Source organism: uncultured Maricaulis sp., assembly GCF_947259345.1.
Classification (GTDB): Bacteria; Pseudomonadota; Alphaproteobacteria; order Caulobacterales; family Maricaulaceae; genus Maricaulis.
This window is the reverse complement of sequence record NZ_CAMYLS010000029.1, coordinates 1-19,439: the sequence shown is the minus strand read 5'-3', so window position 1 is coordinate 19,439 and position 19,439 is coordinate 1. Positions and strand designations below refer to the sequence as shown.

The window sequence follows — 19,439 nt, the reverse complement described above, 5'->3', positions numbered from 1 at the left end:
TGCCGACCCTATGTGCTCACCCGAGACCGGCCGGCGCCCATGACCACTGCAGCAATCCTTGAACTTCTGGCCCGCGGCGGCACGACCGGCCTCGCCCTGATGCTGGCCCTGTTTTTCTGGCGCGATGCCCGGCGCGCAATCGGCGCCCGTCTCGGCCTGCTCTTTGCCCTCGGCGTCGCCTGCTACGCGCTGGTCTCCTCCAACGTGATCTCCCTGGCCCTGGGTCCTGTATCCCTGGCCCTGAACCTGCTGGCCATTCCGACAGCAGTCCTTTTCTGGTGGTTCGTCACGGCGCTGTTTGACGACCGCTTTGCCTGGCGCCAATGGCGTCTGATCCCGCTCGGGATTGTCGCCCTTGCAGCGACCGGTCATTTCCTGCCGGGGCCAGACTCACCGCTGCCCCTGATCGCCATGCTGGCATGGCAAACCGCGAACGTGCTCATGATGGCGCATGCCGCCGTCCTGGCGATCCGCGATTGGCCGGATGATCTGATCGAGCCGCGTCGCCGCTTTCGCGTTGCCCTCGCCAGCCTGGTCCCGATACTCGGCATCACGGTTTCGGTGATGGAGATCCGCTTCGCCGGCATCGGCTTTCCCGACTGGGTGTTCCACGCGCAGGGCGTCACCCTGTTCGGGCTCGCCCTCCTGTTCACCGGCTGGCTCATCGCGGCACCGACCGACCTCTTCCCGCCCGACACGGCCCGCGCGCCGGGCGCCGTTCAAAGCGGCAAGCTCGCACCGGAGGACCGGCCACTGGCGGCCCGGCTGGATCAGGCCATGGCCGATGGGCTGTACCGGGAGGCCGGTCTGACAGTCGGCGCCCTCGCAGGGCATCTGAAAACCCGCGAGCACAGATTGCGGCGCCTGATCAACAAAGGTCTGGGCTATCGCAATTTCTCGGCCTTCCTGAACACCCACCGCCTGGCTGAAGCCAAACGCCTGCTGGCCGCGCCTGAACGCGCCCAGGACCAGATCCTGATCATCGCGCTTGAACTCGGCTATGGCTCGATTGCGCCGTTCAACCGGGCCTTCCGGGCCGAAACCGGGACGACACCGACCCTGTATCGGCGGACCGCCCTCGCGGAAGCCTGATCAAAACCGGAAAATTCGCGTCGATTTCGGCAATGTCCGAGCGCATTCGACATCGCCGCGACAGTCAAGCCGCCGACAGCAAGCCTGCCCCCTCACTCCTGCCATGAGGTCAGCAATGCCGTCGATACAATCTGCCATGCCGGACGTCCTGTTGGAGGCCTTGGCGGCCGCGCCGAATCTCTTCCTCAGCGATCTGTTGCGTTATGTTCTGGCCGCCGGAATTGTTTACCTGCTGGTCCATATCGTATTCGCGAAAGCCCTGGCGCCACGCCGGATACAGCCGCGGCGCGCCGGGCCGGGTCAGATCCGGCGGGAAATCCTGGCCTCCCTGCGGTCCATTGCCGTCTTTGCGATCGTCGGGACACTGGTTGCGCTGGAACTGCTCACCGGCGTCTCCCAAGCCTATTTCGATTCGATGGAACGCGGCCCAGTGTGGTTCATAGTGTCGCTGCTCGCGCTGATCGTGGCGCATGATGCCTGGTTCTACTGGACGCACCGGCTCATGCACCGGCCACGCTGGTTCCGCCGCTTCCATCGCCTGCATCACAAATCCCGGACACCGACCCCGTGGACGGCCTATGCCTTCAATACCGGTGAAGCGGTCCTGCATGCCCTCTTCCTGCCCGTCATCCTGCTCATCCTGCCCGTGCCGGTGCTGGTCATATTCCTTTGGGGCATCCACCAGATCGTCCGCAATGCGGTCGGTCATTGCGGTGTGGAAATCTTTCCGGCCGGAAAGGACGGACGTCCGCGTTTCGACTGGATCACGACGGTTACCCATCATGATCTGCATCATGCCGAGCCCGGCTGGAATTTCGGACTCTATTTCACCTGGTGGGATCGGTGGATGGGGACGGAACACCCGGTCTATCACGCCCGTTTCGCGGCAATCGTCCAGCGCCAATCTGACCCGCTGGCCGAGGGTCAGCCCACTACCCGTGTGACGAAAGAGGCGTGAAGGCGAGGCGACGGTCTCCGGGATGCACAGCCAACCGCATCCCGGAGGCCCGCCAAGCGCGTGCGTCAGAGATCCGGCGCGACATGCCGTGTGGCCTCGTGTGCGGCTTCATCAAAGCCGCGTCGGCGCGAGATCACCAAAACGGTCGACAGGGCCCCGCCCAGCGCCAAGCTGACGACGATTCCAAGCCCCAGCGCGACCCAGCCATGCACGCTCATCTCCACCCCGGCCAGCTTGATCATGCCGAAGATCATGAAGACCGCGCACAGCGACAGCACGATGACCGCGGCGAAAATTGACAGGATACTGGAACGCGACATGGCCGAAGCCTCCGAAATGGCAGGCGCCCTATATGCGTCCCCATGCCCGGCCTTGCCACCCGTCACCCGGTCGCAGGCGGATATGTCGCACGCCACGCGCCAGGTCGCCAAGGGGGCCAGCTTGAGGATATCTGAGAGGGGAAATGGTGGCGAGGGAGAGACTTGAACTCTCGACCTCACGATTATGAGTCGTGCGCTCTAACCAGCTGAGCTACCTCGCCACACCTGTCTCTCCGCAAGGGAGAGGCACGCCGTATACGCGCAGCGCCCACGACTGGCAAGCCGTGGGCGCTGGCGGATTTCAGTTGTCTCGCAGTTAGGCCGCACGGACCTCCTGGAGGAATTGTTCAACCGCACTCTTGAGCGAGTCCGACTGCCGCGACACGGCCAGGGATGCTTCAAGCACTTCGCCTGCGCTCTCACCGGTTTCCGAGGTTGCCTGATCGACTTCCTGGATATTGGTGAAGACCTGGCTGGTACCATCGGCCGCTTCCTGGGCCGAGCGGGTGATCTCACCAGCCGCGGCCCGCTGCTCTTCCATCGCGGCGGCAATGGCGGTGGCAATCTCGCTCATCTCGTGGATCGTACCACCGATCGAGGACATGGCTTCGACGGCCTTGGCGGTCGCGCCCTGGATGCCCGAGATGTGCTCGGAGATGTTCTGCGTCGCCGCGCCGGTCTGGCTGGCCAGCGCCTTGACCTCGGAGGCCACGACCGCGAAGCCCTTGCCGGCTTCACCGGCGCGCGCCGCCTCGATGGTGGCGTTCAGGGCCAGGAGATTGGTCTGTTCGGCAATATCGTTGATGAGGCTGACGATATTGTCGATCGACTTGGCCGCGTCATCGAGACGCTGGACATCGCCATTGGTCTGTTCGACCTGGTCCACAGCGGAATTGGCGATGTCGGTGGAACGGGAGATCTGCTGCGAGATCTCGCCGATTGACGACACCATTTCCTCGGCCGCAGCCGCCACGGTCTGAACGTTCTGGGATGCGCCTTCCGACGCCTGGGCAACAGCCGCGGACTTGCCGGTCGTGGCAGCAGCGGTCGAGCTCATGGCGCGGGCCGAGGTTTCCATGCGCGTGGCGGCTTCGGCGACCTGGGTCAGCGCGTCGCTGGACGCTTGTTCGAAGACCTGGATCAGGCTTTCAACGGCTGCCGAACGCTTTTCCTTCATCCGGCGTTCTTCTTCGGTCTCCGCCTCGAGGCGGGCCCGTTCGATGGCGTTCTGGCGGAAGACATCCACCGAGCGCGCCATGTCCCCGATTTCATCCTTGCCCGGGTTGAAGCCGAGATTGACGTCGCTATTGCCCTCGGCCAGTGCGCCCATAGTGCGGGCCATGGCGCTGAGGCGCTTGAGCAGCATGTTATTGACGTAGAAGAATCCGATAGCGGCGGCGACGACGAGGCCGATGGCGGCGATGGCAATCAGCAGGATACGACCGGTGATCACCGCGGTGTCCGCCGCAGCAGTGGCATCGCTCACGCGGCCAGCCACCTGGGTCTTGAAGTCCTGAACACTGGTCAGAAGGGTTTCTGCGGAGATACGGGCTTCCTCGGCCACCACTTCGGCTGCGGCAACGGCGGCCAGCTCGGCCTTGCGCAGCTCGAACACGCCAGCATCGCCTTCACCGAAATTGATGAGCGTGTCGGCCTGGGTCTGCATGACGTCGGTCACGATCGGGCCGAGAATGGCGAAATTGACGTCCAGCTCGCCAGCCGCTTCATCGAAGCGGTCGAAAACTGCATCGACTTCACCGGTGGAAGCCGATGTGTCGACTTCGTTGAACTGGATCATGATCTGGTTGGCAGCGAGCAGGGCGCGCAACAGGCTTTCAATATCGGCCTCGTCGCTGGAATCCAGGGCGCCTTCGACGCTGTCTGCCAGATCGGTGCGAGCCTCACGCGCTTGAGAGGTGACATACCAGCGTCGATCACGGATCTGCAGGCGGCGCTCGACCACTTCATTCATGCTCTCGACCAGCTCGTTCAGGTCGGCGACGGCAGCCTCCAGGGCGGCGGTTTCACCAGCGCCGGCGAGCGCCTGGAGCTGTTCGAGCTCTTCGGTCAGGGAATCGCGGTAGCCGACGACGCGGTTGTAGTTGTCGAGTCGGGCTTCGACGGTCGTGGACCCCGCGAAAACGGCGAGCGCCTCGCTCAGACCGACACTGTCTTCCGACAGGGCATCCACCAGCTGGGTTTCTGGAATGGCGCGATTGGCGATCTGCTCGACGGCGTAATTGGCCGAGTTGAAGCCGGTCACACCGACGATCGCGGCGACCAGGGTCATCACAGACGTCAGCCCGAAGGCGGCCAGAAGCCGGACCCGGATACTGGTCGTCTTGTCGAGGAATTTGGCGAACACAGAATTCATGGCAAGGCCCCTAGGGTTAATGCCCCGATACAAAAGGATACGGCGACGCTAACGCGCCGCCGTAAATGAATTCTTATTATGGTAAACGCTTTTCAGTTCTTTCGCTGATTAGCGCTTTGCCTCCGGGCCTTAGCCGCCGAGGTTAAAGTCGAAACGCTGCTGGACACCGGCGGTTGCCGACGCGGCCGGAGCATATTCCCAGCCTTCGATGGCCCGCAGGACGGCGCGATCGAACACGCCTTCCGGCTCGGCTTCAACGACCGTGGCTTCGGCAACCGAGCCGTCTTCGGCCACGGTATATTCGACCACAGCGTAGCCTTCGATGCCGCGACGCTCAGCGCCCCGCGGATATTCCGGAGCTTCCACTGCGGTGCGCTCGCGGTCCTGAGCCAGTGCCGGAGCCGCAGTGAAAGCCAGAGCCGACATTGCGGCTGCCAGAATCATGGTTCCCGTCTTTTTCATGACTTACCCTTCATCCATTTTAAAGTGGCGCGTCCGGGATTCTTCCCCGTGTTCGAACGCCGTGTTGAATTCGTGCGGGTCGTTTGCTGCCCGACGAGATGGATAATGCAGGAGAGCGGTTGCCAAACGTTTAAACCGAAGCGGAAAAGGCGGCTTTTGAGCCCGTTTTTTATATCAATAAAATCATATAGTTATGACGCTTCTTGCATTTGAGATCCCGTTTTGTGCCAAAATGTGACAGGTTTCGATCTGATCTATGCTTAATAAATCCCTAATGCCCGCACACAAATCTTATGCATATTGCCCGTTTATTGAAACAGGGAGACCGGGTCGGAGATGAGCGCACCGGAACACCGCCTGAACCCGACTGATTTAAAGGCGTTCTGCACCACGCTTTTGTGTGCCGGTGGCGCCAGACCGGACGACGCCGCCTGCGTCGCTGCCCATCTGGTTGATGCCAATCTCAAGGGACATGACAGCCATGGTGCGGGCCTGGTGCCCGCTTACGCCCGACACATGAAGCGAGGACTGGTCAATCTGGAGGCTTCGGAACAGGTCCTGGCCAATACCAGCGTGATCCTGCGCATCAATGCTGATGGCGGCTGGGGGGCGCCGGCCGGGCGACGCCTGGTAGAGCGGGCCTGCGTCAAGGCCAGCGAGCACGGGCTGGCGGCGGCGACGCTGGGCCATGTCCATCATCTCGGCCGGATCGGCGCCTATGCCGAACAGGCGGCCGCCGCCGGTCTGGTCTCGTTGCACTTCGTGAATGTCACCGACCATGCGCCCCTGGTCGCCCCCTATCGCGGCTCGGATGCGCGTTTTGGCACCAATCCGGTCTGTATCGGTTATCCGGCGACGCCGAGCCGACCCGCCTTCCTGCTCGACATGGCGACCAGCCAGATCGCCCTGGGCAAGGTACGCCTCGCGGCCAATCGCGGCGTGGCGGTGCCGAGCGGGTCCCTGATCGACAAACGCGGCATGCCCACAACCGACCCCGGCGGCATGGCCGGGTTTGAACTGGAGGGCGCCCTCACCCCGCTGGGCAAGCACAAGGGCTATGGCCTCGCCTTCGCCTGTGAACTCCTGGCCGGTGTGCTGGGCGGTGGCGGCACGATCCAGCCGGGCACGACGCGCAAGGGCGGCATCACAAACGGCCTGTTCTCGATCTTCATCGACCCGGCGGCCTTCGGCGATACCGACTGGATGAAGGCCGAGACCGACGCCATGGCCCGCTATGCCCTCGCCTCTCCACCCATGGATTGGGACAGTCCCGTCCTCTATCCCGGCGACCCGGAACGCGCCATTGCCGGCAAACGCGCCAAGGAAGGCATCCCGATGGATGAAGTCACCATCAGGCAGCTGAACAAGGCGGCGGAAGAGCTGGGTGTGGTAGAGCGGCTTTAAGGCCTACCCCAACTCCAGCCCGACCAGACCGAACGCCGCCATCACATCCTCGCCGATCCGCATCGGGCGGCGGCTGTCGCGGCCGATGCGGCACCATTCCGTGGTGGCGCGGGCGGAAAAACGTTTGGCGCCGGGTTTGCGGATATCGACATGGCGGTCAAAGCGCGGTCCGTGGACCTTGCCGAGCCAGGTGCGGATCTCGGCGGTTTCGCCGGGCAGGATCGGGTCGCGATACTCAATCGTGTGCTTGAGCGCCACCCAGACCTCGCCACTCACCATGTCGTCCGGGGCGACGGCGTGCCAGTGCGTGATGGCGATGTCCTGGACCCAGCGCAGATAGACGACATTATTGACGTGGCCGAGCTCGTCGATATCGGCCGGGCCCGGTTCGATCCGGCGCAGGAAGGCGGCCTCGAAAGAGACACAGCCCATGCCTTCGCCGACCATCGCCTGGTCGGCGCCAATGATGCCGGAAAGGAAACTGCCGTTATCGTCCATCACGCACACCCCTGATCATGGCCTCTATATAGAGACGTCAGCGACGAGCGAAAGGTTCAGAGCCGCCAGCAGACTGGGGACAGGTACAATTAGCGCGCGGCGTTAATTGTACCTGTCCCCAATATCAGCACTACTTCTTCGGCGCAGAAATATGGATCGGGTGGCCCAGCGCCGTGAGGGCGGCTTCGGCGAAGCCTTCGGTCAGCGTCGGGTGGACGTGGATCGTGCCGGCGATGTCGTCGAGGCGGGCGCCCATTTCGACCGCCAGGGCGAACTCGCCTGACAATTCGGAGACATGGGTGCCAACGGCGTGGATGCCGAGGATGACATGGTCGTCCTTGCGCGCGGTGACACGGACAAAGCCACCATCCGTGCCCGCTTCCATCGACAGGTAACGACCTGAGGCGGCGAGCGGGAATTTGCCGGTGATGATCTCTTCGCCCTTCGCCTTGGCCTCGTCCGGCGTCAGGCCGACGCCGACGACTTCCGGCTCGGTAAAGCAGACGGCAGCGATGGAGACCGGATCATGGACGCGGCGATGACCGGCAATGATCTCGGCGACCATCTCGCCTTGGGCCGTCGCCTTGTGCGCCAGCAGCGGCTCGCCGACGACATCGCCAATGGCAAAGACGCCGCGCATGCCGGTGCGGCACTGATTGTCGACCTTGATGAATTTCCCGCCATCCAGGTCGAGGCCCATCTTGTCGAGCCCCCAGCCGTCCAGGCAGGCCTTGCGACCGACCGCGACAAGGATCTTGTCGGCTTCGATGGACTGCGCCGCGCCCTTGGCGTCCTCATATTCGAGAATGGTCTTGCCATTCTTCTCGGTGACGCCCTTGGCCTTGCAGGACAGGTTCACATCGACCTTGTGCTTCTTCAGCCACATGGTGATCGGACGCGTGATCTCCTTGTCATAGAGCGGCAGGATGCCCTCGGAGGCCTCGATGAAGGTGACCTCCGAGCCCAGCTTGCGGAAGGCGATGCCAAGTTCCAGACCGATATAGCCGGCCCCGACCACGACCAGTTTTTCCGGCAGCTCGGACAGGTCGAGCGCATCGGTCGAGCCGATCACAGTCTCACCGAAGGGCAGGAAGGGCAGTTCAACCTCGACCGACCCGGTCGCCAGGATGACGTTCTCGGCCGTGATCTCGACCTTTTCGCCGTCTTCCTGTGTGACGACACAGGTCTTGGCGTTGGAGAATTCGGCCCAGCCGGCAATATGCTCGGCGCCGGCGGCCTTGATCAGCTGGCCAACCCCACCTGTGAGCTTGGAGACGATGCCGTCCTTCCAGCCCACCAGCTTGCCCATGTCGAGCTTGGGCGCTTCGGCGAGCGAGATACCCAGCACATCGCTGTCCGCATGCTTGGCCATGTCCTCGTATTTGGTGGCGGCGTGGATCATCGCCTTGGAGGGGATACAGCCGCGATTGAGGCAGGTCCCGCCCAGACCGTGCTTGTCGACAATGATGGTATCCAGACCCAGCTGGCCGGCACGTATGGCGGCCGGATAGCCACCCGGGCCACCACCGACAATGAGGACTTGGCAAGACCGTGTCTGCATCACAGGCGCTCCTTGGAAGATCAAAGCACGAAACCGCGTTTTCCGGGGATGGATTTAGCGGTTCGGCGGATAAAGGGAAAGGGGGCAGACTGAGCCTCGCCCAACCGGCTCGCGGGATGCCTGAACACCACCGACACCCGCGCAGACAGCTGCATCCATGCCAGACAGTCCAATCATGTCGCTGACACGCTGCGTGCGATCAACCCACCCATGAAACAAGCCAATCTGGCCGGTTGAATAACTCAGACAATTAAGGCATGACAGCCGGACAGCAAGCTGAGGACATGCCATGATCATCGGGAAACACCTTGTCGCCGGAAACTGGGTCGGCAGCGATACCAGCTTCACCTCCAGCCCGGCCCACGGCCCGTCTCACGACTTCGCGGTCGGCACGCCGGATCTGGTCGACCAGGCCTGTCATGCCGCTGAGGAAGCCTTCTGGTCCTATGGCTACTCCTCGCGCGAGGACCGCGCCAAATTCCTCAACACCATTGCCGACGAGATTGACGCGCGCGGCGAGGCGATTACCGAGATCGGCACCCAGGAAACCGGCCTGCCGGAGGCGCGCCTCAATGGCGAGCGCGGCCGCACGGTCGGACAACTTCGCCTCTTCGCCGAGCACATCCTGAAGGGCGATTATCTGGACACGCGCCACGATGCCGCCCTGCCTGATCGCCAGCCCCTGCCGCGCCCGGATATCAAGCTCGTCCAGCGTCCGGTTGGCCCGGTCGCCGTCTTCGGCGCGTCCAATTTCCCGCTCGCCTTCTCCACCGCCGGTGGCGACACCGCCGCGGCCCTGGCCGCCGGTTGCCCGGTCGTGGTCAAAGGGCACTCTGCCCATCCCGGCACGGGTGACCTTGTTGCCCAAGCCATAGACGCGGCCATCAAGGCCTGCGGCGTCCATCCCGGCGTATTCAGCCAGATCCAGGGCGGTGACCGCAAGGTCGGCCAGGCCGTGGTCGAGCATCCGCTGATCAAGGCAGTCGGCTTCACCGGTTCGCTGGCCGGTGGTCGCGCCCTGTTCGACCTGTGTGCCGCGCGTCCGGAACCCATCCCCTTCTTCGGCGAGCTGGGCTCGGTCAATCCGATGTTCCTGCTGCCCGCCGCCATGGCGACGCGCGCCGAGACGATCGGCACTGGCTGGGCCGGCTCCCTGACCATGGGCGCCGGGCAATTCTGCACCAATCCCGGCATCGCCGTGGTCATTGACGGCCCTGAGGCTGAAAGCTTCATCCAAGCCGCGGTCGCCGGTCTCGGCGAAGTCGGCCCGCAGACCATGCTCACCGACGGCATCGCCAGCGCCTACCAGAAGGGCCGCGACGTGATCCGTGGCACGGCCGGCGTCCGCGAAGTCCTGACCACGACCTGCGACCTGCGCAATGCCACGCCCTATCTCTTCGTCACCACCGGCGAGGACTGGCTCAAGAACGAGGTCCTCGGCGAGGAAGTCTTCGGTCCGCTCGGCCTCGTGGTCACGGTCAAGGACGAGGCGGAAATGCTGAAAGTCGCTCACTCCCTGCAAGGCCAGCTGACAGCGACCCTGCACATGGAAGACGGCGATACGGCGCTGGGTCAAAAGCTGATGCCGGTGCTGGAACGCAAGGCCGGTCGCATCCTGACCAATGGCTTCCCGACCGGTGTCGAGGTCTGCGACTCCATGGTCCATGGCGGTCCCTACCCGGCCTCGACCAATTTCGGCGCCACCTCGGTTGGCACGATGTCCATCCGCCGCTTCCTGCGCCCGGTCAGCTATCAGAACATGCCGGACGCGCTGCTGCCGGGCGATTGGGGGTAGGACCGACAAGGTCCTCGCGCTTGATGGGCGAGGTGGATTGCCGCGATCGCGGCAATGTCTGGAGATGAATGGGGACAGGTATAATTAACGCGCCTCGGTCGAGGCGCGTTAATTATACCTGTCCCCTTCGCCAGCTCACATGAACAGCGTCGCCGGGTTTTCCAGATAGCCCTTGACCGCCTGGATCAGCATGGCGGCTTCATAGCCGTCGACAATGCGGTGATCGAAGCAGCTCGACAGGTTCATCAGCTTGCGCGGCACGACCACGCCTTCGGCATTGTAGCGCGGCAGGGTCTGCATCTTGTTGACGCCGATAATGGCGGTTTCCGGCGCGTTGAGGATGGGTGTGGTGACCAAGCCACCAATCGCCCCCAGCGAGGTGATGGTGATGGTCGAACCCGTGAGCTCGTCCTTGGTTGCCTTGCCGTCCTTGGCCGCACCGGCCAGACGCCGCAGCTCGGCCGCGATCTGCCAGATATCGAGGCTCTCGGCATGCTTGATCACCGGCACCATGAGACCGTTTGGCGTCGCCGCAGCAACACCGCAATGAACGGCATCATACTTGGTCAGCAGCATGGCCTCGCCATCGAAATGGGCATTGGCCTGCGGCGTCTTCGGCAGCGCCTTGGTCAGCGCCATGACCAGGAAGGGGATGAAGGTCAGCTTGGCCTGGTCATCCGACTTGGTGGCGTTGAGATGGGCGCGCAGCTCTTCCAGCGCCGTGACGTCGATTTCCTCGACATAGGCGATATCGGGAATGGTGCGCTGGGCGTGGGACATATTGTCGGAGATGCGACGGCGCAGGCCGATCACCTTCTCCTCGGTCACGCCGGTGCGCGGTGCCCGGACCGATGAACTGCCCGAGCCCGAACGGGCCACGAGGCGGCCGCCGGACTTGATGAAATCGTCCAGGTCATCATGCGTGATGCGACCGGCCGGGCCGGTCCCCGGCACATTGGCCAGGTCGATATCGGCTTCCAGGGCGCGCTTGCGAACGGCCGGGCTGGCCAGCGGACGCTCGCCGCCGGAACGGCTGGCAATCGACGGCGCTTCGGCTGCGGCGACCGGTTCTGCGGCTTTCGGCGCCGCCGGCTTGGCCGGTTCGGCGGGCTTGGCCTCGTCCGCCGGAGCCTCGTCCTCGGCGGGAACAGCCCCGTCGACGGCGATGAACATGATCTCCGTGCCAACCGCGATGACATCGCCCGGCGCGCCGACCAGCTTGGTCACCTTGCCATTGACGGCACAGGGAATTTCAACCGTGGCCTTGTCGGTCATCACGTCGAGGACATGCTGATCCTCGGCGACACTGTCGCCTTCCTTGACGTGCCATTCGACGATTTCCGCCTCGACGATCCCTTCGCCGACATCGGGCATCTTGTAACGGTATTCGCTCATCGATCAGGCCTCCAGAACGGCGTTCATGGCATTGATGAAACGGTCAGGACCCGGGAAATAGGCCCATTCATGCGCATGCGGATAGGGCGTATCCCAACCGGTCACACGCTGGATCGGCGCCTCAAGGGCGTAGAAACATTCTTCCTGAACCTGGGCCGCCAGTTCAGCCGCAAAGCCCGAGGTGCGCGGGGCTTCCTGCGCGACAATGCAGCGACCGGTCTTGTTGACCGAGCGGGCAATCGTCTCGAGATCGTAAGGCACCAGCGTCTTGAGATCGATCACCTCGGCATCAATGCCGGCCTTCTCGGCCGCCGCCTGGGCGACCAGGACCAGCGTACCATAGGCAATAATGGTAACCGCCGAACCTTCACGCACGACTTCCGCCTTGCCGATCGGCAGGCTGTAATGCTCTTCCGGCACTTCACCCTTGGGATGCTTGCCCCAGGAGGACAGCGCGCCGCCAGAATGGCCTTCAAAAGGACCATTATAAAGGCGTTTCGGCTCGAAGAAGATGACCGGGTCCGGGCTTTCGATCGCGGCGATCAGCAGGCCCTTGGCGTCATAAGGGTTGGACGGCATCACGACCTGGACGCCCGGCACCTGGGTGAAAAAGGCTTCCGGACTCATCGAATGGGTCTGGCCACCCCGGATACCGCCACCACAGGGCGCGCGGACCACGACCGGCGCCGTGAACTGGCCGGCTGAGCGATAGCGCAGGCGTGACATTTCCGAGACGATCTGGTCGAGCCCGGGGAAGATATAGTCGGAGAACTGGATCTCGGCGACCGGCTTCAAACCCTTCGCCGCCATGCCGATCGCCATGCCCATGATGGCGGCTTCATTGATCGGCGCATCGAAGGAGCGATCGAGACCGTATTTGGACTGCAGATTGGCGGTGACCCGGAAGACGCCCCCGAAATAGCCGGCATCCTCGCCGAAGCTGATCACGTCCGGGTCGCGTTCCATCATGTTGTCGAGGGCCGAATTGAGGGCCTGGATCATGTTCATCTTGGCCATGATCTTAAACTCCCAGATCCTGACGCTGGCGACGCAGGCGCCAGTCCGGTTCGGCATAGACATCCTCGAAGATCGACTCGACCGGCGACAGCGGACCGTCATGCAGCGTGCCGTGGCTTTCCGCTTCCTTGTAGGATGCGATGACCATCTCGTTGAGTTCCTTCTCGAGCGCGGCATGGCGCTCCTCATCCCACTCACCCAGACCGATCAGGTGTTGTTTGAGACGCTCGACGGGATCGCCCAGCGGCCAGATTTCATTCTCGCCCTTGGGACGATAGCCGGACGGGTCATCCGAAGTGGAATGCGCATCGGCGCGATAGGTGAAATGCTCGATTACCGTGGCGCCATGGCCGGCCCGGGCGCGCTCGGCGGCCCATTTGGTGGCCGCGTAGACAGCCAGGAAGTCATTGCCGTCAATACGCAGCGAGGCCAGGCCATACCCCATGCCCTTATAGGCAAAGGTCGGCGCGTCCCCGGCGGCAATACCCTGGAAGGTCGAGATCGCCCACTGGTTATTGACCACATTGACGATGACCGGCGCGCGATAGGTCGAGGCCAGCACCAGGGCGCCATGGAAATCGCCCTCGGCGGTCGAACCGTCACCGATCCAGGTCGCCGCGATCTCGCCATCGCCGCGGTATTCACAGGCCATGGCATAGCCGACGGCTTGCGGCAGCTGGGTCGCGAGATTGCCCGAGATCGAGAAGAAATTGCCCTCGGCCCAGGTGTAGTGGACCGGCAGCTGGCGGCCTTTGAGGTTATCGCGACTGTTGGAGATGCAGTGGCACATCATGTCGACAATGTCCCGGCCGCGGGCAAACAGGATGCCCTGCTGGCGATAGGACGGGAAAACCATGTCCGACTTCTGCATCGCCATGGCACCGGCGACGGCGACCGCCTCCTCGCCCGTGGACTTCATGTAGAAGCTCATCTTGCCCTGGCGCTGCAGCTTCAGCATGCGGTCGTCATAGACCCGCGTCAGTACCATGTGACGCAATCCCTCACGCAGGACATCCGGGTCCAGCTTGGGATCCCACTCTCCCACCGCCTGGTGGTTGTGATCGAGCACGCGGACCAGGCCGAGGGCCAGATCGCGGGTCTCCATACCGGCCACATCGGTCGCAGGCCGCTTGGCCTCCCCGGCCGGCGGGATGGCGATATGGGAGAAGTCAGGCGTGTCACCGGGACGCACATGCGGCGCGGGAACGTGGAAGCGGGGTTCAGTGTGTGCCATGGGCTCTCGCTGAAAACTTCGGCAGGACGTGCCTATAGGGGGCTCCCGCCATGATGCGGGAACGCGACCGGCGTCTAGCGCGGAAGAGCCGGTCTTGTCCAGCATAGCAATGCGGTGCCATTTCGGGGTTCGCAAGTGCGGAAAGTTGAATTATTTTCCCTCAAAATCATGATTTGAGGAAATAATGACCGTCACCCTGGACACGATTGATGTACGCATTCTCGAAGCCCTGCAGGCGGATGCGGGCCGTTCCGTCGCCGACATCGCCGAAATCGTCGGCCTGACGCCCTCGCCCTGCTGGCGCCGCATTCGTCGTCTGGAGACCGAAGGCATTATCAAGCGCCGCTCGATCCAGCTCGACCGGCGCATGATCGGCCTCATGTTCACCGCCTATCTGGAAGTGAAAATCCAGCCCGCGCGCAAGGCCAATTACGAGAAGTTCGAGAAGGCCATCCAGACCTTCGCGGAAATCACCGAGGCCTGCACCATGACCGGCCCCTACGATTATCTGCTCAAGGTCGTGACCCCGGACATCGACGCCTACAATGAATTCATGTCCGAAAAGATGATTCCGCTGGACGTGGTCGGCGACTTCCGCACCTCGGTCCAGATCCGCAATGTCAAGGAAGGCCGCGGCCTGCCCCTCGGGCATATCGACGGCTGATAGCGACCGCGGTTTCGCCAGTGCAGCATGCAGGATGGCGCGCTTGCGGACGTTTCTGCCCAGGCGCGCCCATCACGCCTGTTTCAAGAGCGCCGAAGCCGCCTTGGCAATATCCTGCTCGATCAATTCCGGAAGCGGCGCCTTAGGCAGATAGAGCCGGACCGCGCCGAGCGGCAGACCGATCAGGGCCAGGCGGACACGTTCAAGCGGCAGGCCCTGCGCCTTGGCAAAACCTGACAGGGCATTGCGAGCCTTGCCGTTCGCCGCCGCAAGCCGGGCATGGAGCGCATCCGGCGCCTTGTCCGACATCATCTCCCTTTCCCGGGCACTGACCAGGAGGGCAGCCCGGTCCGGCGCGTTGCGGCAAAAGCGCGGTGTCGCGAGGGCGGCGGGCAGGCCCGGCACGTCCGATGGCATCGCCAGCGCGGCGAGAAATTTCACCTGGAAAGCCTCGACCGCATCAATCCATGCCTCGGCCATCAGGCCTTCACGGCTTCCAAAGCGGTGATAGAGCGAGCCGGTCGAAAGACTGGCCGCTTTGGTCACGGCCTGCAGGCGAACCTCCCCGGCCTCAACGAGGCTGCGCGCTACAGCCGCATACACAGCCTCATCAGCAAAGCTTGACGGTCGACCCATATTAGAACATCTATTCTAGAATAAAAATTACAGAACGAGATCATCATGGACATTCTCGCCGCACTGGCAAGCCTGACTGCCCTCACCACTTTCGCGGTCCACACCTTTGCCGGCGGACCGGTCGTCGCCCGCCCCCTGTTGGCGGACACTCACCTGCCGCCGGAATCGAAGTGGTTGAACTATTATTGCTGGCACATCACCACCGTCCTGCTGGCCTTCATGGCGGTCGGATTTGCAGCGGCGGCCTGGTCCGCGACCTATGCCATCTACCTGGTCTTCCTGGCCCCGCTGGCCCTGACCTTGAGCGCATTGAGCGCCTGGGTCGCCATCAAGGGCGGGATCGCGCCCTGGCGGCTGCCCTCCACGTCGATGTTCGCACTGACCGGGCTGCTGGGTCTGGGCGCGGCCCTCACCTGATCCCTGCCGAAAGGACGTCGCCATGTTACTGCTTGCCGCCTTGCTGACCGTGCTGGTCGGCCTGTTTCATTCCATCGTCGGCGAGATCCGTCTGGTCCGGCCGCTGCTGGCCCGCTCCGACCTGCCGCGCCTGGGCCATGGCCCCTGGTATGCGCGGGCCCTGATCCGCACCGCCTGGCACATCACCACGCTGACCTGGCTCGGCATCGCGGCCATGCTGGTCGTCATCCATCGGACCCTGTTTCCGGATCACGCCCCGCTACTTTGGATCATCAGTGCCGTATTCGCCGTGAGCGGGTTAGCGGCCCTCATCCTGAGCCGGGCAAGGCATCCGGCCTGGCTCGCCTTCCTGCCCATCGCCGGGCTCACCGGCTGGGCGGCTGCGGGCAGTTGAGGCTCGGCGAGGACTGGACACCGCTGGACGCCCGAACCAGCTGCATACCGGGCCCGAAACCCGGCCGTGGGCGAGCCACAAAACCAAGACGCTCATAGAAGGCCTCGCGACCCGTGGCGCACATCAGCATGACCGCCGCATGCGGGCAGGCCTCTGCCACAGCCTCTAGCAATTCCGACATGAGGCGCTGGCCAAGCCCGCACCCGCGTCGGACCTCGGCCACGATCACGTCCTGCACATAAACATAAATCGGGTCACCAACCGCACGAGCGAAACCGACAACCCGCCCGTCGCCATCACGAGCCGTCACTGCGGCAAGAGACCCCGCTAATGCCTGAGCTGCGAGACCTTCTGCAAGAATGCCCCAACCGCAATCGGCGCGATGATTGATAAAGTCGGCCACGGGTGGCGCCACCCGTTCGATCACAAAGTCTGGCATCGGGTCTTCCGCTTTCTCTCGCCGCACGACAAAGGGCGCAGCCATCGGCCGCGCCCTCTCCATGTCGGCCTGCATGGCAAGGCTTACGCGAAGCGCTCAACCGCAACCGCGGTCGCTTCACCGCCACCAATGCAGAGCGAGGCGACGCCCTTGGTCTTGCCGTGCTTTTCCAGCGCGGCGAGCAGGGTGACCATGATGCGGGCACCGGAAGCGCCGATCGGGTGACCCAGGGCACAGGCGCCGCCATTGACGTTGATGATGTCGTGGGAAATGCCCAGCTCCTTCATCGCGATCATCGGAACGACGGCGAAGGCCTCGTTGATTTCCCACAGATCCACATCATCGATCTGCCAGCCGGCGCGCTCGACGACCTTGCGCATGGCCGGAACCGGGGCCGTAGTGAAATAGGCCGGCTCGTGAGCATGGGCGGCAGTGGCCACGATCTTGGCGATCGGCTTCAGGCCACGACGCTCGGCTTCCGAGAGACGCATCAGGATCAGCGCGGCAGCGCCATCCGAAATCGCCGAGGCATTGGCCGCGGTGACCGTGCCGTCCTTGGAGAAAGCCGGACGCAGGGAGGGGATTTTCTCCGGCATCGCCTTGCGCGGCAGCTCGTCGGTATCGACGACCACATCGCCCTTGCGACCCTTGATCGTGACCGGGGTGATCTCGCGTTTGAAGTCACCCTTTTCAGTGGCGCGCTGGGCCCGGGCCAGGGTTTCCAGGGCATAGGCGTCCTGCTGCTCGCGGGTGAATTGGTGTTCCTCCGCAATCATGTCGGCATAGACACCCATCGGCTTCTTCTCATAGGCATCTTCGAGACCATCCTGGGCCATATGGTCCTTGATGGTGTCGTGGCCGTATTTGAAACCGCCGCGATGCGTCGGCAGCATGTGCGGGGCATTGGTCATCGACTCCATGCCGCCGGCAATGATGATCTGGGCATCGCCCGAGGCGATCGAGGCGCGCCCCATGATCGCGGCCTGCATGCCCGATCCGCACATCTTGTTGAGCGTCGTGGCTTCAACCGATTTGGGAAGACCCGCCTTGATCGCCGCCTGGCGACCCGGGGCCTGGCCCTGACCGGCCATGAGCACATTGCCCATCAGGATCTGGTCGATGTCATCACCGGCAATGCCGGCTTCTTCCATCGCCGCCTTGACGGCAACGGCGCCGAGTTCATTGGCGGACAGGGGTGCAAGTTCGCCGAGCAAGCCACCCATCGGGGTGCGGGCCATGCCGACGATGACGATGGGATCGTCCACAGCACTCATTTGATCTCTCCTCTGGGATTATTCTGTCTTAGTCTGGCGCGCATGATCGAATTATGCGGCACAGCGTCAAGTTATTTCGCAGATGCAAAACGCGCGGTCCGGACTTGGCCGGGATTAGCCAATTGGGGGCAATCCCTTTTAATCCTTGCGGCTTTTGTCGTCGCAACGCTCACAATCAATAAAGTTGAACCGCTGTTCAAGTTTGCAGTCACGGACGATTTACAAGCCCTGTTAGCGATAGCAGCAGTGGCATTTTTTATCCCGGCCCTGGCGGAAGAGCTGATCTTTCGAGTCGGGCTCGCCGGTCGCAAGGGAGGAGTTCGCGCCGCGCTGGCAATCGCCGCCTTCGTGCTCTGGCACCCGCTTCAGGTCTGGCTCGGCTTGCCCATGGCACAGGACCTCTTCCTGAACCCGGGTTTCCTTGCCATCACCGCCGCACTCGGCCTCGCCTGCACGATGGCTTATCGGACAGGCGGCTCGATCTGGCCGGCCGTCCTGATCCACTGGCTGGTGGTGGTCGGCTGGAAGGGAGTGACCGCGCCGGTCTAGCGGCGACAGGCCTCCTCCGCCCCCAGTTCACAAGCGCGCGCAAACAAGGCCCGCGCCCGTTCGGCATCCCGGCGCATGGTCTGCGCCCCGTCACGGCCGCGCTCGAACATCAAAGCGAGCTGGTAGCAGGCGGTCGCGTCATCAGCGTCACAAACCGCCGCGCAATCGGCCTGCTTGCGCATCCGGCCCGGGCGATTGCCGTAACAGGCCTCGCGCTGCGCCGGAAGCGGGTCACGCCCCAGCGCGGCCAGGATATCCGCCTGACGCGCACAGCCATCATTGAAGCCGCGTTCGCACGATCGCCGCGCCAGGTCGAGGGCCTCGAGCCGGTCGGCCTCGCTGCCATCCTCCAGCAGGCCGGCCGCCTGCCAGCACGCCATCGACGACCGGTTCTCGCAGCCGGATCGCGCGACCGGGAGATAGCGGTCGCGATCATAACGGACATCATCATAAGGATTGGGCTCATTGATGCGCTCGAACAGCCAGCACGCCCCGTCTGAGCCGAGACTGCAGCTGCGCATCATCAAGGCGACCGCCTCATCGGTCAGCCAATAGGTCCGGTCCGCCCGCTGCATCAGCCCGTGGGCATAGCTGCAGGCAAAGCCTTCCCCGGCCTCGCAGCGCTCGAGAAAGGGCGCCGGGTCGGGAGGGACCGGCTGGGCTGTCGCCGGAACCGTCAGGAACAGGCTGAAACAGAAGATCAAGAAGAGACGCATCTTGCCTCGCAGGTTGAGTAGTCAGGATAGGCAGCCGCCCCGCATTCCGGCAAGCACGGACAGCGCCACGGCGCTCGCGCCTGGCGGTTTGGGCAGAGAGGGGAACGGGATGTCGGCCAATGCCGTCAACCGGTTTGATTTGAATAACGTGACATCGCCGACATCCCGTCCGCGGAGTTTTCCCGGGCTGTCTCCACCCCGATTCCAATGCGCCAGGTAGATGGGGTCGGTCGTTTAGTG

20 protein-coding genes and 1 tRNA gene are annotated in these 19,439 nt (G+C 63.5%); 8 read left to right on the top strand and 13 right to left on the bottom strand.

From position 1 onward, the window contains the following. Nucleotides 1–39 precede the first annotated feature (39 nt). Together Q0X62_RS13545 and Q0X62_RS13540 are read left to right on the top strand one after the other, a co-directional pair. Nucleotides 40–1,092 (top strand): AraC family transcriptional regulator, encoded by a 1,053-nt coding sequence (locus tag Q0X62_RS13545; protein WP_297736845.1) that lies wholly within the window; start codon nucleotides 40–42, stop codon nucleotides 1,090–1,092. Between the two features lie 115 nt (nucleotides 1,093–1,207). Continuing rightward, on the top strand, nucleotides 1,208–2,050 hold the full coding sequence (locus tag Q0X62_RS13540; RefSeq protein WP_297736842.1) for a sterol desaturase family protein: 843 nt from the start codon (nucleotides 1,208–1,210) through the stop codon (nucleotides 2,048–2,050). Nucleotides 2,051–2,115: 65 nt separating this feature from the next. Here the strand turns inward: Q0X62_RS13540 and Q0X62_RS13535 are convergent, their stop codons facing one another. The 4 genes from Q0X62_RS13535 to Q0X62_RS13520 form a co-directional block, all read right to left on the bottom strand. Next, entirely contained in the window at nucleotides 2,116–2,370 is a 255-nt protein-coding gene (locus Q0X62_RS13535) for a hypothetical protein (protein ID WP_297736839.1), read from the bottom strand. A gap of 144 nt (nucleotides 2,371–2,514) precedes the next feature. Beyond that, a tRNA-Met gene (locus Q0X62_RS13530) sits at nucleotides 2,515–2,591 on the bottom strand. 95 nt (nucleotides 2,592–2,686) lie between these two features. Beyond that, nucleotides 2,687–4,744, bottom strand: a complete 2,058-nt coding sequence (locus Q0X62_RS13525; protein ID WP_297736836.1) for a methyl-accepting chemotaxis protein — start codon at nucleotides 4,742–4,744, stop codon at nucleotides 2,687–2,689. Nucleotides 4,745–4,873: 129 nt separating this feature from the next. Continuing rightward, complete coding sequence (locus tag Q0X62_RS13520; protein WP_297736833.1) at nucleotides 4,874–5,206, bottom strand: energy transducer TonB; 333 nt, start codon at nucleotides 5,204–5,206, stop codon at nucleotides 4,874–4,876. 336 nt (nucleotides 5,207–5,542) lie between these two features. On the opposite strand from Q0X62_RS13520, the gene Q0X62_RS13515 reads away from it, so the two are divergent. Next, entirely contained in the window at nucleotides 5,543–6,610 is a 1,068-nt protein-coding gene (locus Q0X62_RS13515; RefSeq protein ID WP_297736830.1) for a malate/lactate/ureidoglycolate dehydrogenase, read from the top strand. Nucleotides 6,611–6,613: 3 nt separating this feature from the next. Here the strand turns inward: Q0X62_RS13515 and Q0X62_RS13510 are convergent, their stop codons facing one another. Beyond that, the gene (locus tag Q0X62_RS13510) at nucleotides 6,614–7,108 is read right to left on the bottom strand and encodes a thioesterase family protein (RefSeq protein WP_297737071.1); all 495 of its coding nucleotides are present in this window, start codon (nucleotides 7,106–7,108) and stop codon (nucleotides 6,614–6,616) included. A gap of 130 nt (nucleotides 7,109–7,238) precedes the next feature. Then, nucleotides 7,239–8,669 carry a dihydrolipoyl dehydrogenase gene (lpdA, locus tag Q0X62_RS13505; RefSeq protein WP_297736828.1) on the bottom strand — a complete coding sequence of 477 codons (1,431 nt, stop codon included), beginning with the start codon at nucleotides 8,667–8,669 and terminating at the stop codon, nucleotides 7,239–7,241. A gap of 289 nt (nucleotides 8,670–8,958) precedes the next feature. Here lpdA and Q0X62_RS13500 point away from each other — a divergent pair, with 289 nt between their 5' ends. Further along, nucleotides 8,959–10,464 (top strand): aldehyde dehydrogenase (NADP(+)), encoded by a 1,506-nt coding sequence (locus Q0X62_RS13500; protein WP_297736826.1) that lies wholly within the window; start codon nucleotides 8,959–8,961, stop codon nucleotides 10,462–10,464. A 135-nt stretch (nucleotides 10,465–10,599) separates the two neighbouring features. On the opposite strand, the gene Q0X62_RS13495 is transcribed toward Q0X62_RS13500, so the two are convergent. From Q0X62_RS13495 to Q0X62_RS13485, 3 genes are read right to left on the bottom strand one after another with little or no spacing between them, the layout of a single operon-like run. After that, on the bottom strand, nucleotides 10,600–11,859 hold the full coding sequence (locus Q0X62_RS13495; RefSeq protein WP_297736824.1) for a dihydrolipoamide acetyltransferase family protein: 1,260 nt from the start codon (nucleotides 11,857–11,859) through the stop codon (nucleotides 10,600–10,602). 3 nt (nucleotides 11,860–11,862) lie between these two features. Beyond that, nucleotides 11,863–12,876, bottom strand: a complete 1,014-nt coding sequence (locus Q0X62_RS13490) for an alpha-ketoacid dehydrogenase subunit beta (protein WP_297736822.1) — start codon at nucleotides 12,874–12,876, stop codon at nucleotides 11,863–11,865. A gap of 4 nt (nucleotides 12,877–12,880) precedes the next feature. Beyond that, nucleotides 12,881–14,110, bottom strand: a complete 1,230-nt coding sequence (locus Q0X62_RS13485) for a 3-methyl-2-oxobutanoate dehydrogenase (2-methylpropanoyl-transferring) subunit alpha (protein ID WP_297736821.1) — start codon at nucleotides 14,108–14,110, stop codon at nucleotides 12,881–12,883. Between the two features lie 184 nt (nucleotides 14,111–14,294). Between Q0X62_RS13485 and Q0X62_RS13480 the strand changes: the two genes are divergently transcribed. Beyond that, nucleotides 14,295–14,774, top strand: a complete 480-nt coding sequence (locus tag Q0X62_RS13480) for an Lrp/AsnC family transcriptional regulator (protein WP_297736819.1) — start codon at nucleotides 14,295–14,297, stop codon at nucleotides 14,772–14,774. A 72-nt stretch (nucleotides 14,775–14,846) separates the two neighbouring features. On the opposite strand, the gene Q0X62_RS13475 is transcribed toward Q0X62_RS13480, so the two are convergent. After that, nucleotides 14,847–15,410, bottom strand: coding sequence for a TetR/AcrR family transcriptional regulator (locus Q0X62_RS13475; protein WP_297736817.1), 564 nt, complete (start codon nucleotides 15,408–15,410; stop codon nucleotides 14,847–14,849). Between the two features lie 45 nt (nucleotides 15,411–15,455). Between Q0X62_RS13475 and Q0X62_RS13470 the strand changes: the two genes are divergently transcribed. Both Q0X62_RS13470 and Q0X62_RS13465 read left to right on the top strand, forming a co-directional pair. Next, nucleotides 15,456–15,827, top strand: a complete 372-nt coding sequence (locus tag Q0X62_RS13470; protein WP_297736814.1) for a hypothetical protein — start codon at nucleotides 15,456–15,458, stop codon at nucleotides 15,825–15,827. A 22-nt stretch (nucleotides 15,828–15,849) separates the two neighbouring features. Next, entirely contained in the window at nucleotides 15,850–16,221 is a 372-nt protein-coding gene (locus tag Q0X62_RS13465) for a hypothetical protein (protein WP_297736812.1), read from the top strand. On the opposite strand, the gene Q0X62_RS13460 is transcribed toward Q0X62_RS13465, so the two are convergent. Both Q0X62_RS13460 and Q0X62_RS13455 read right to left on the bottom strand, forming a co-directional pair. Then, on the bottom strand, nucleotides 16,193–16,705 hold the full coding sequence (locus Q0X62_RS13460; RefSeq protein ID WP_297736810.1) for a GNAT family N-acetyltransferase: 513 nt from the start codon (nucleotides 16,703–16,705) through the stop codon (nucleotides 16,193–16,195). The two genes, Q0X62_RS13465 and Q0X62_RS13460, sit on opposite strands and share 29 nt — an antisense overlap. A 38-nt stretch (nucleotides 16,706–16,743) precedes the next feature. Then, entirely contained in the window at nucleotides 16,744–17,934 is a 1,191-nt protein-coding gene (locus Q0X62_RS13455; RefSeq protein WP_297736808.1) for a thiolase family protein, read from the bottom strand. Between the two features lie 42 nt (nucleotides 17,935–17,976). Here Q0X62_RS13455 and Q0X62_RS13450 point away from each other — a divergent pair, with 42 nt between their 5' ends. Then, the gene (locus Q0X62_RS13450; protein ID WP_297736806.1) at nucleotides 17,977–18,483 is read left to right on the top strand and encodes a CPBP family glutamic-type intramembrane protease; all 507 of its coding nucleotides are present in this window, start codon (nucleotides 17,977–17,979) and stop codon (nucleotides 18,481–18,483) included. Here Q0X62_RS13450 and Q0X62_RS13445 read toward each other — a convergent pair. Continuing rightward, nucleotides 18,480–19,199: a hypothetical protein gene (locus tag Q0X62_RS13445; RefSeq protein WP_297736804.1), complete on the bottom strand. Its 720-nt coding sequence runs from the start codon at nucleotides 19,197–19,199 to the stop codon at nucleotides 18,480–18,482. The genes Q0X62_RS13450 and Q0X62_RS13445 overlap by 4 nt on opposite strands. Nucleotides 19,200–19,439: the final 240 nt, after the last annotated feature.

Bases quoted from the DNA above. Each gene is read 5' to 3' on its own strand.
- Q0X62_RS13520 (WP_297736833.1), bottom strand. From the start codon at position 5,206: ATGAAAAAGACGGGAACCATGATTCTGGCAGCCGCAATGTCGGCTCTG.
- Q0X62_RS13490 (WP_297736822.1), bottom strand. From the start codon at position 12,876: ATGGCCAAGATGAACATGATCCAGGCCCTCAATTCGGCCCTCGACAAC.
- Q0X62_RS13540 (WP_297736842.1), top strand. From the start codon at position 1,208: ATGCCGTCGATACAATCTGCCATGCCGGACGTCCTGTTGGAGGCCTTG.
- lpdA (WP_297736828.1), bottom strand. From the start codon at position 8,669: ATGCAGACACGGTCTTGCCAAGTCCTCATTGTCGGTGGTGGCCCGGGT.
- Q0X62_RS13465 (WP_297736812.1), top strand. From the start codon at position 15,850: ATGTTACTGCTTGCCGCCTTGCTGACCGTGCTGGTCGGCCTGTTTCAT.
- Q0X62_RS13525 (WP_297736836.1), bottom strand. From the start codon at position 4,744: ATGAATTCTGTGTTCGCCAAATTCCTCGACAAGACGACCAGTATCCGG.
- Q0X62_RS13535 (WP_297736839.1), bottom strand. From the start codon at position 2,370: ATGTCGCGTTCCAGTATCCTGTCAATTTTCGCCGCGGTCATCGTGCTG.
- Q0X62_RS13455 (WP_297736808.1), bottom strand. From the start codon at position 17,934: ATGAGTGCTGTGGACGATCCCATCGTCATCGTCGGCATGGCCCGCACC.
- Q0X62_RS13495 (WP_297736824.1), bottom strand. From the start codon at position 11,859: ATGAGCGAATACCGTTACAAGATGCCCGATGTCGGCGAAGGGATCGTC.
- Q0X62_RS13510 (WP_297737071.1), bottom strand. From the start codon at position 7,108: ATGGACGATAACGGCAGTTTCCTTTCCGGCATCATTGGCGCCGACCAG.
- Q0X62_RS13515 (WP_297736830.1), top strand. From the start codon at position 5,543: ATGAGCGCACCGGAACACCGCCTGAACCCGACTGATTTAAAGGCGTTC.
- Q0X62_RS13450 (WP_297736806.1), top strand. From the start codon at position 17,977: ATGATCGAATTATGCGGCACAGCGTCAAGTTATTTCGCAGATGCAAAA.
- Q0X62_RS13445 (WP_297736804.1), bottom strand. From the start codon at position 19,199: ATGCGTCTCTTCTTGATCTTCTGTTTCAGCCTGTTCCTGACGGTTCCG.
- Q0X62_RS13460 (WP_297736810.1), bottom strand. From the start codon at position 16,705: ATGGCTGCGCCCTTTGTCGTGCGGCGAGAGAAAGCGGAAGACCCGATG.
- Q0X62_RS13475 (WP_297736817.1), bottom strand. From the start codon at position 15,410: ATGGGTCGACCGTCAAGCTTTGCTGATGAGGCTGTGTATGCGGCTGTA.
- Q0X62_RS13545 (WP_297736845.1), top strand. From the start codon at position 40: ATGACCACTGCAGCAATCCTTGAACTTCTGGCCCGCGGCGGCACGACC.
- Q0X62_RS13470 (WP_297736814.1), top strand. From the start codon at position 15,456: ATGGACATTCTCGCCGCACTGGCAAGCCTGACTGCCCTCACCACTTTC.
- Q0X62_RS13485 (WP_297736821.1), bottom strand. From the start codon at position 14,110: ATGGCACACACTGAACCCCGCTTCCACGTTCCCGCGCCGCATGTGCGT.
- Q0X62_RS13500 (WP_297736826.1), top strand. From the start codon at position 8,959: ATGATCATCGGGAAACACCTTGTCGCCGGAAACTGGGTCGGCAGCGAT.
- Q0X62_RS13480 (WP_297736819.1), top strand. From the start codon at position 14,295: ATGACCGTCACCCTGGACACGATTGATGTACGCATTCTCGAAGCCCTG.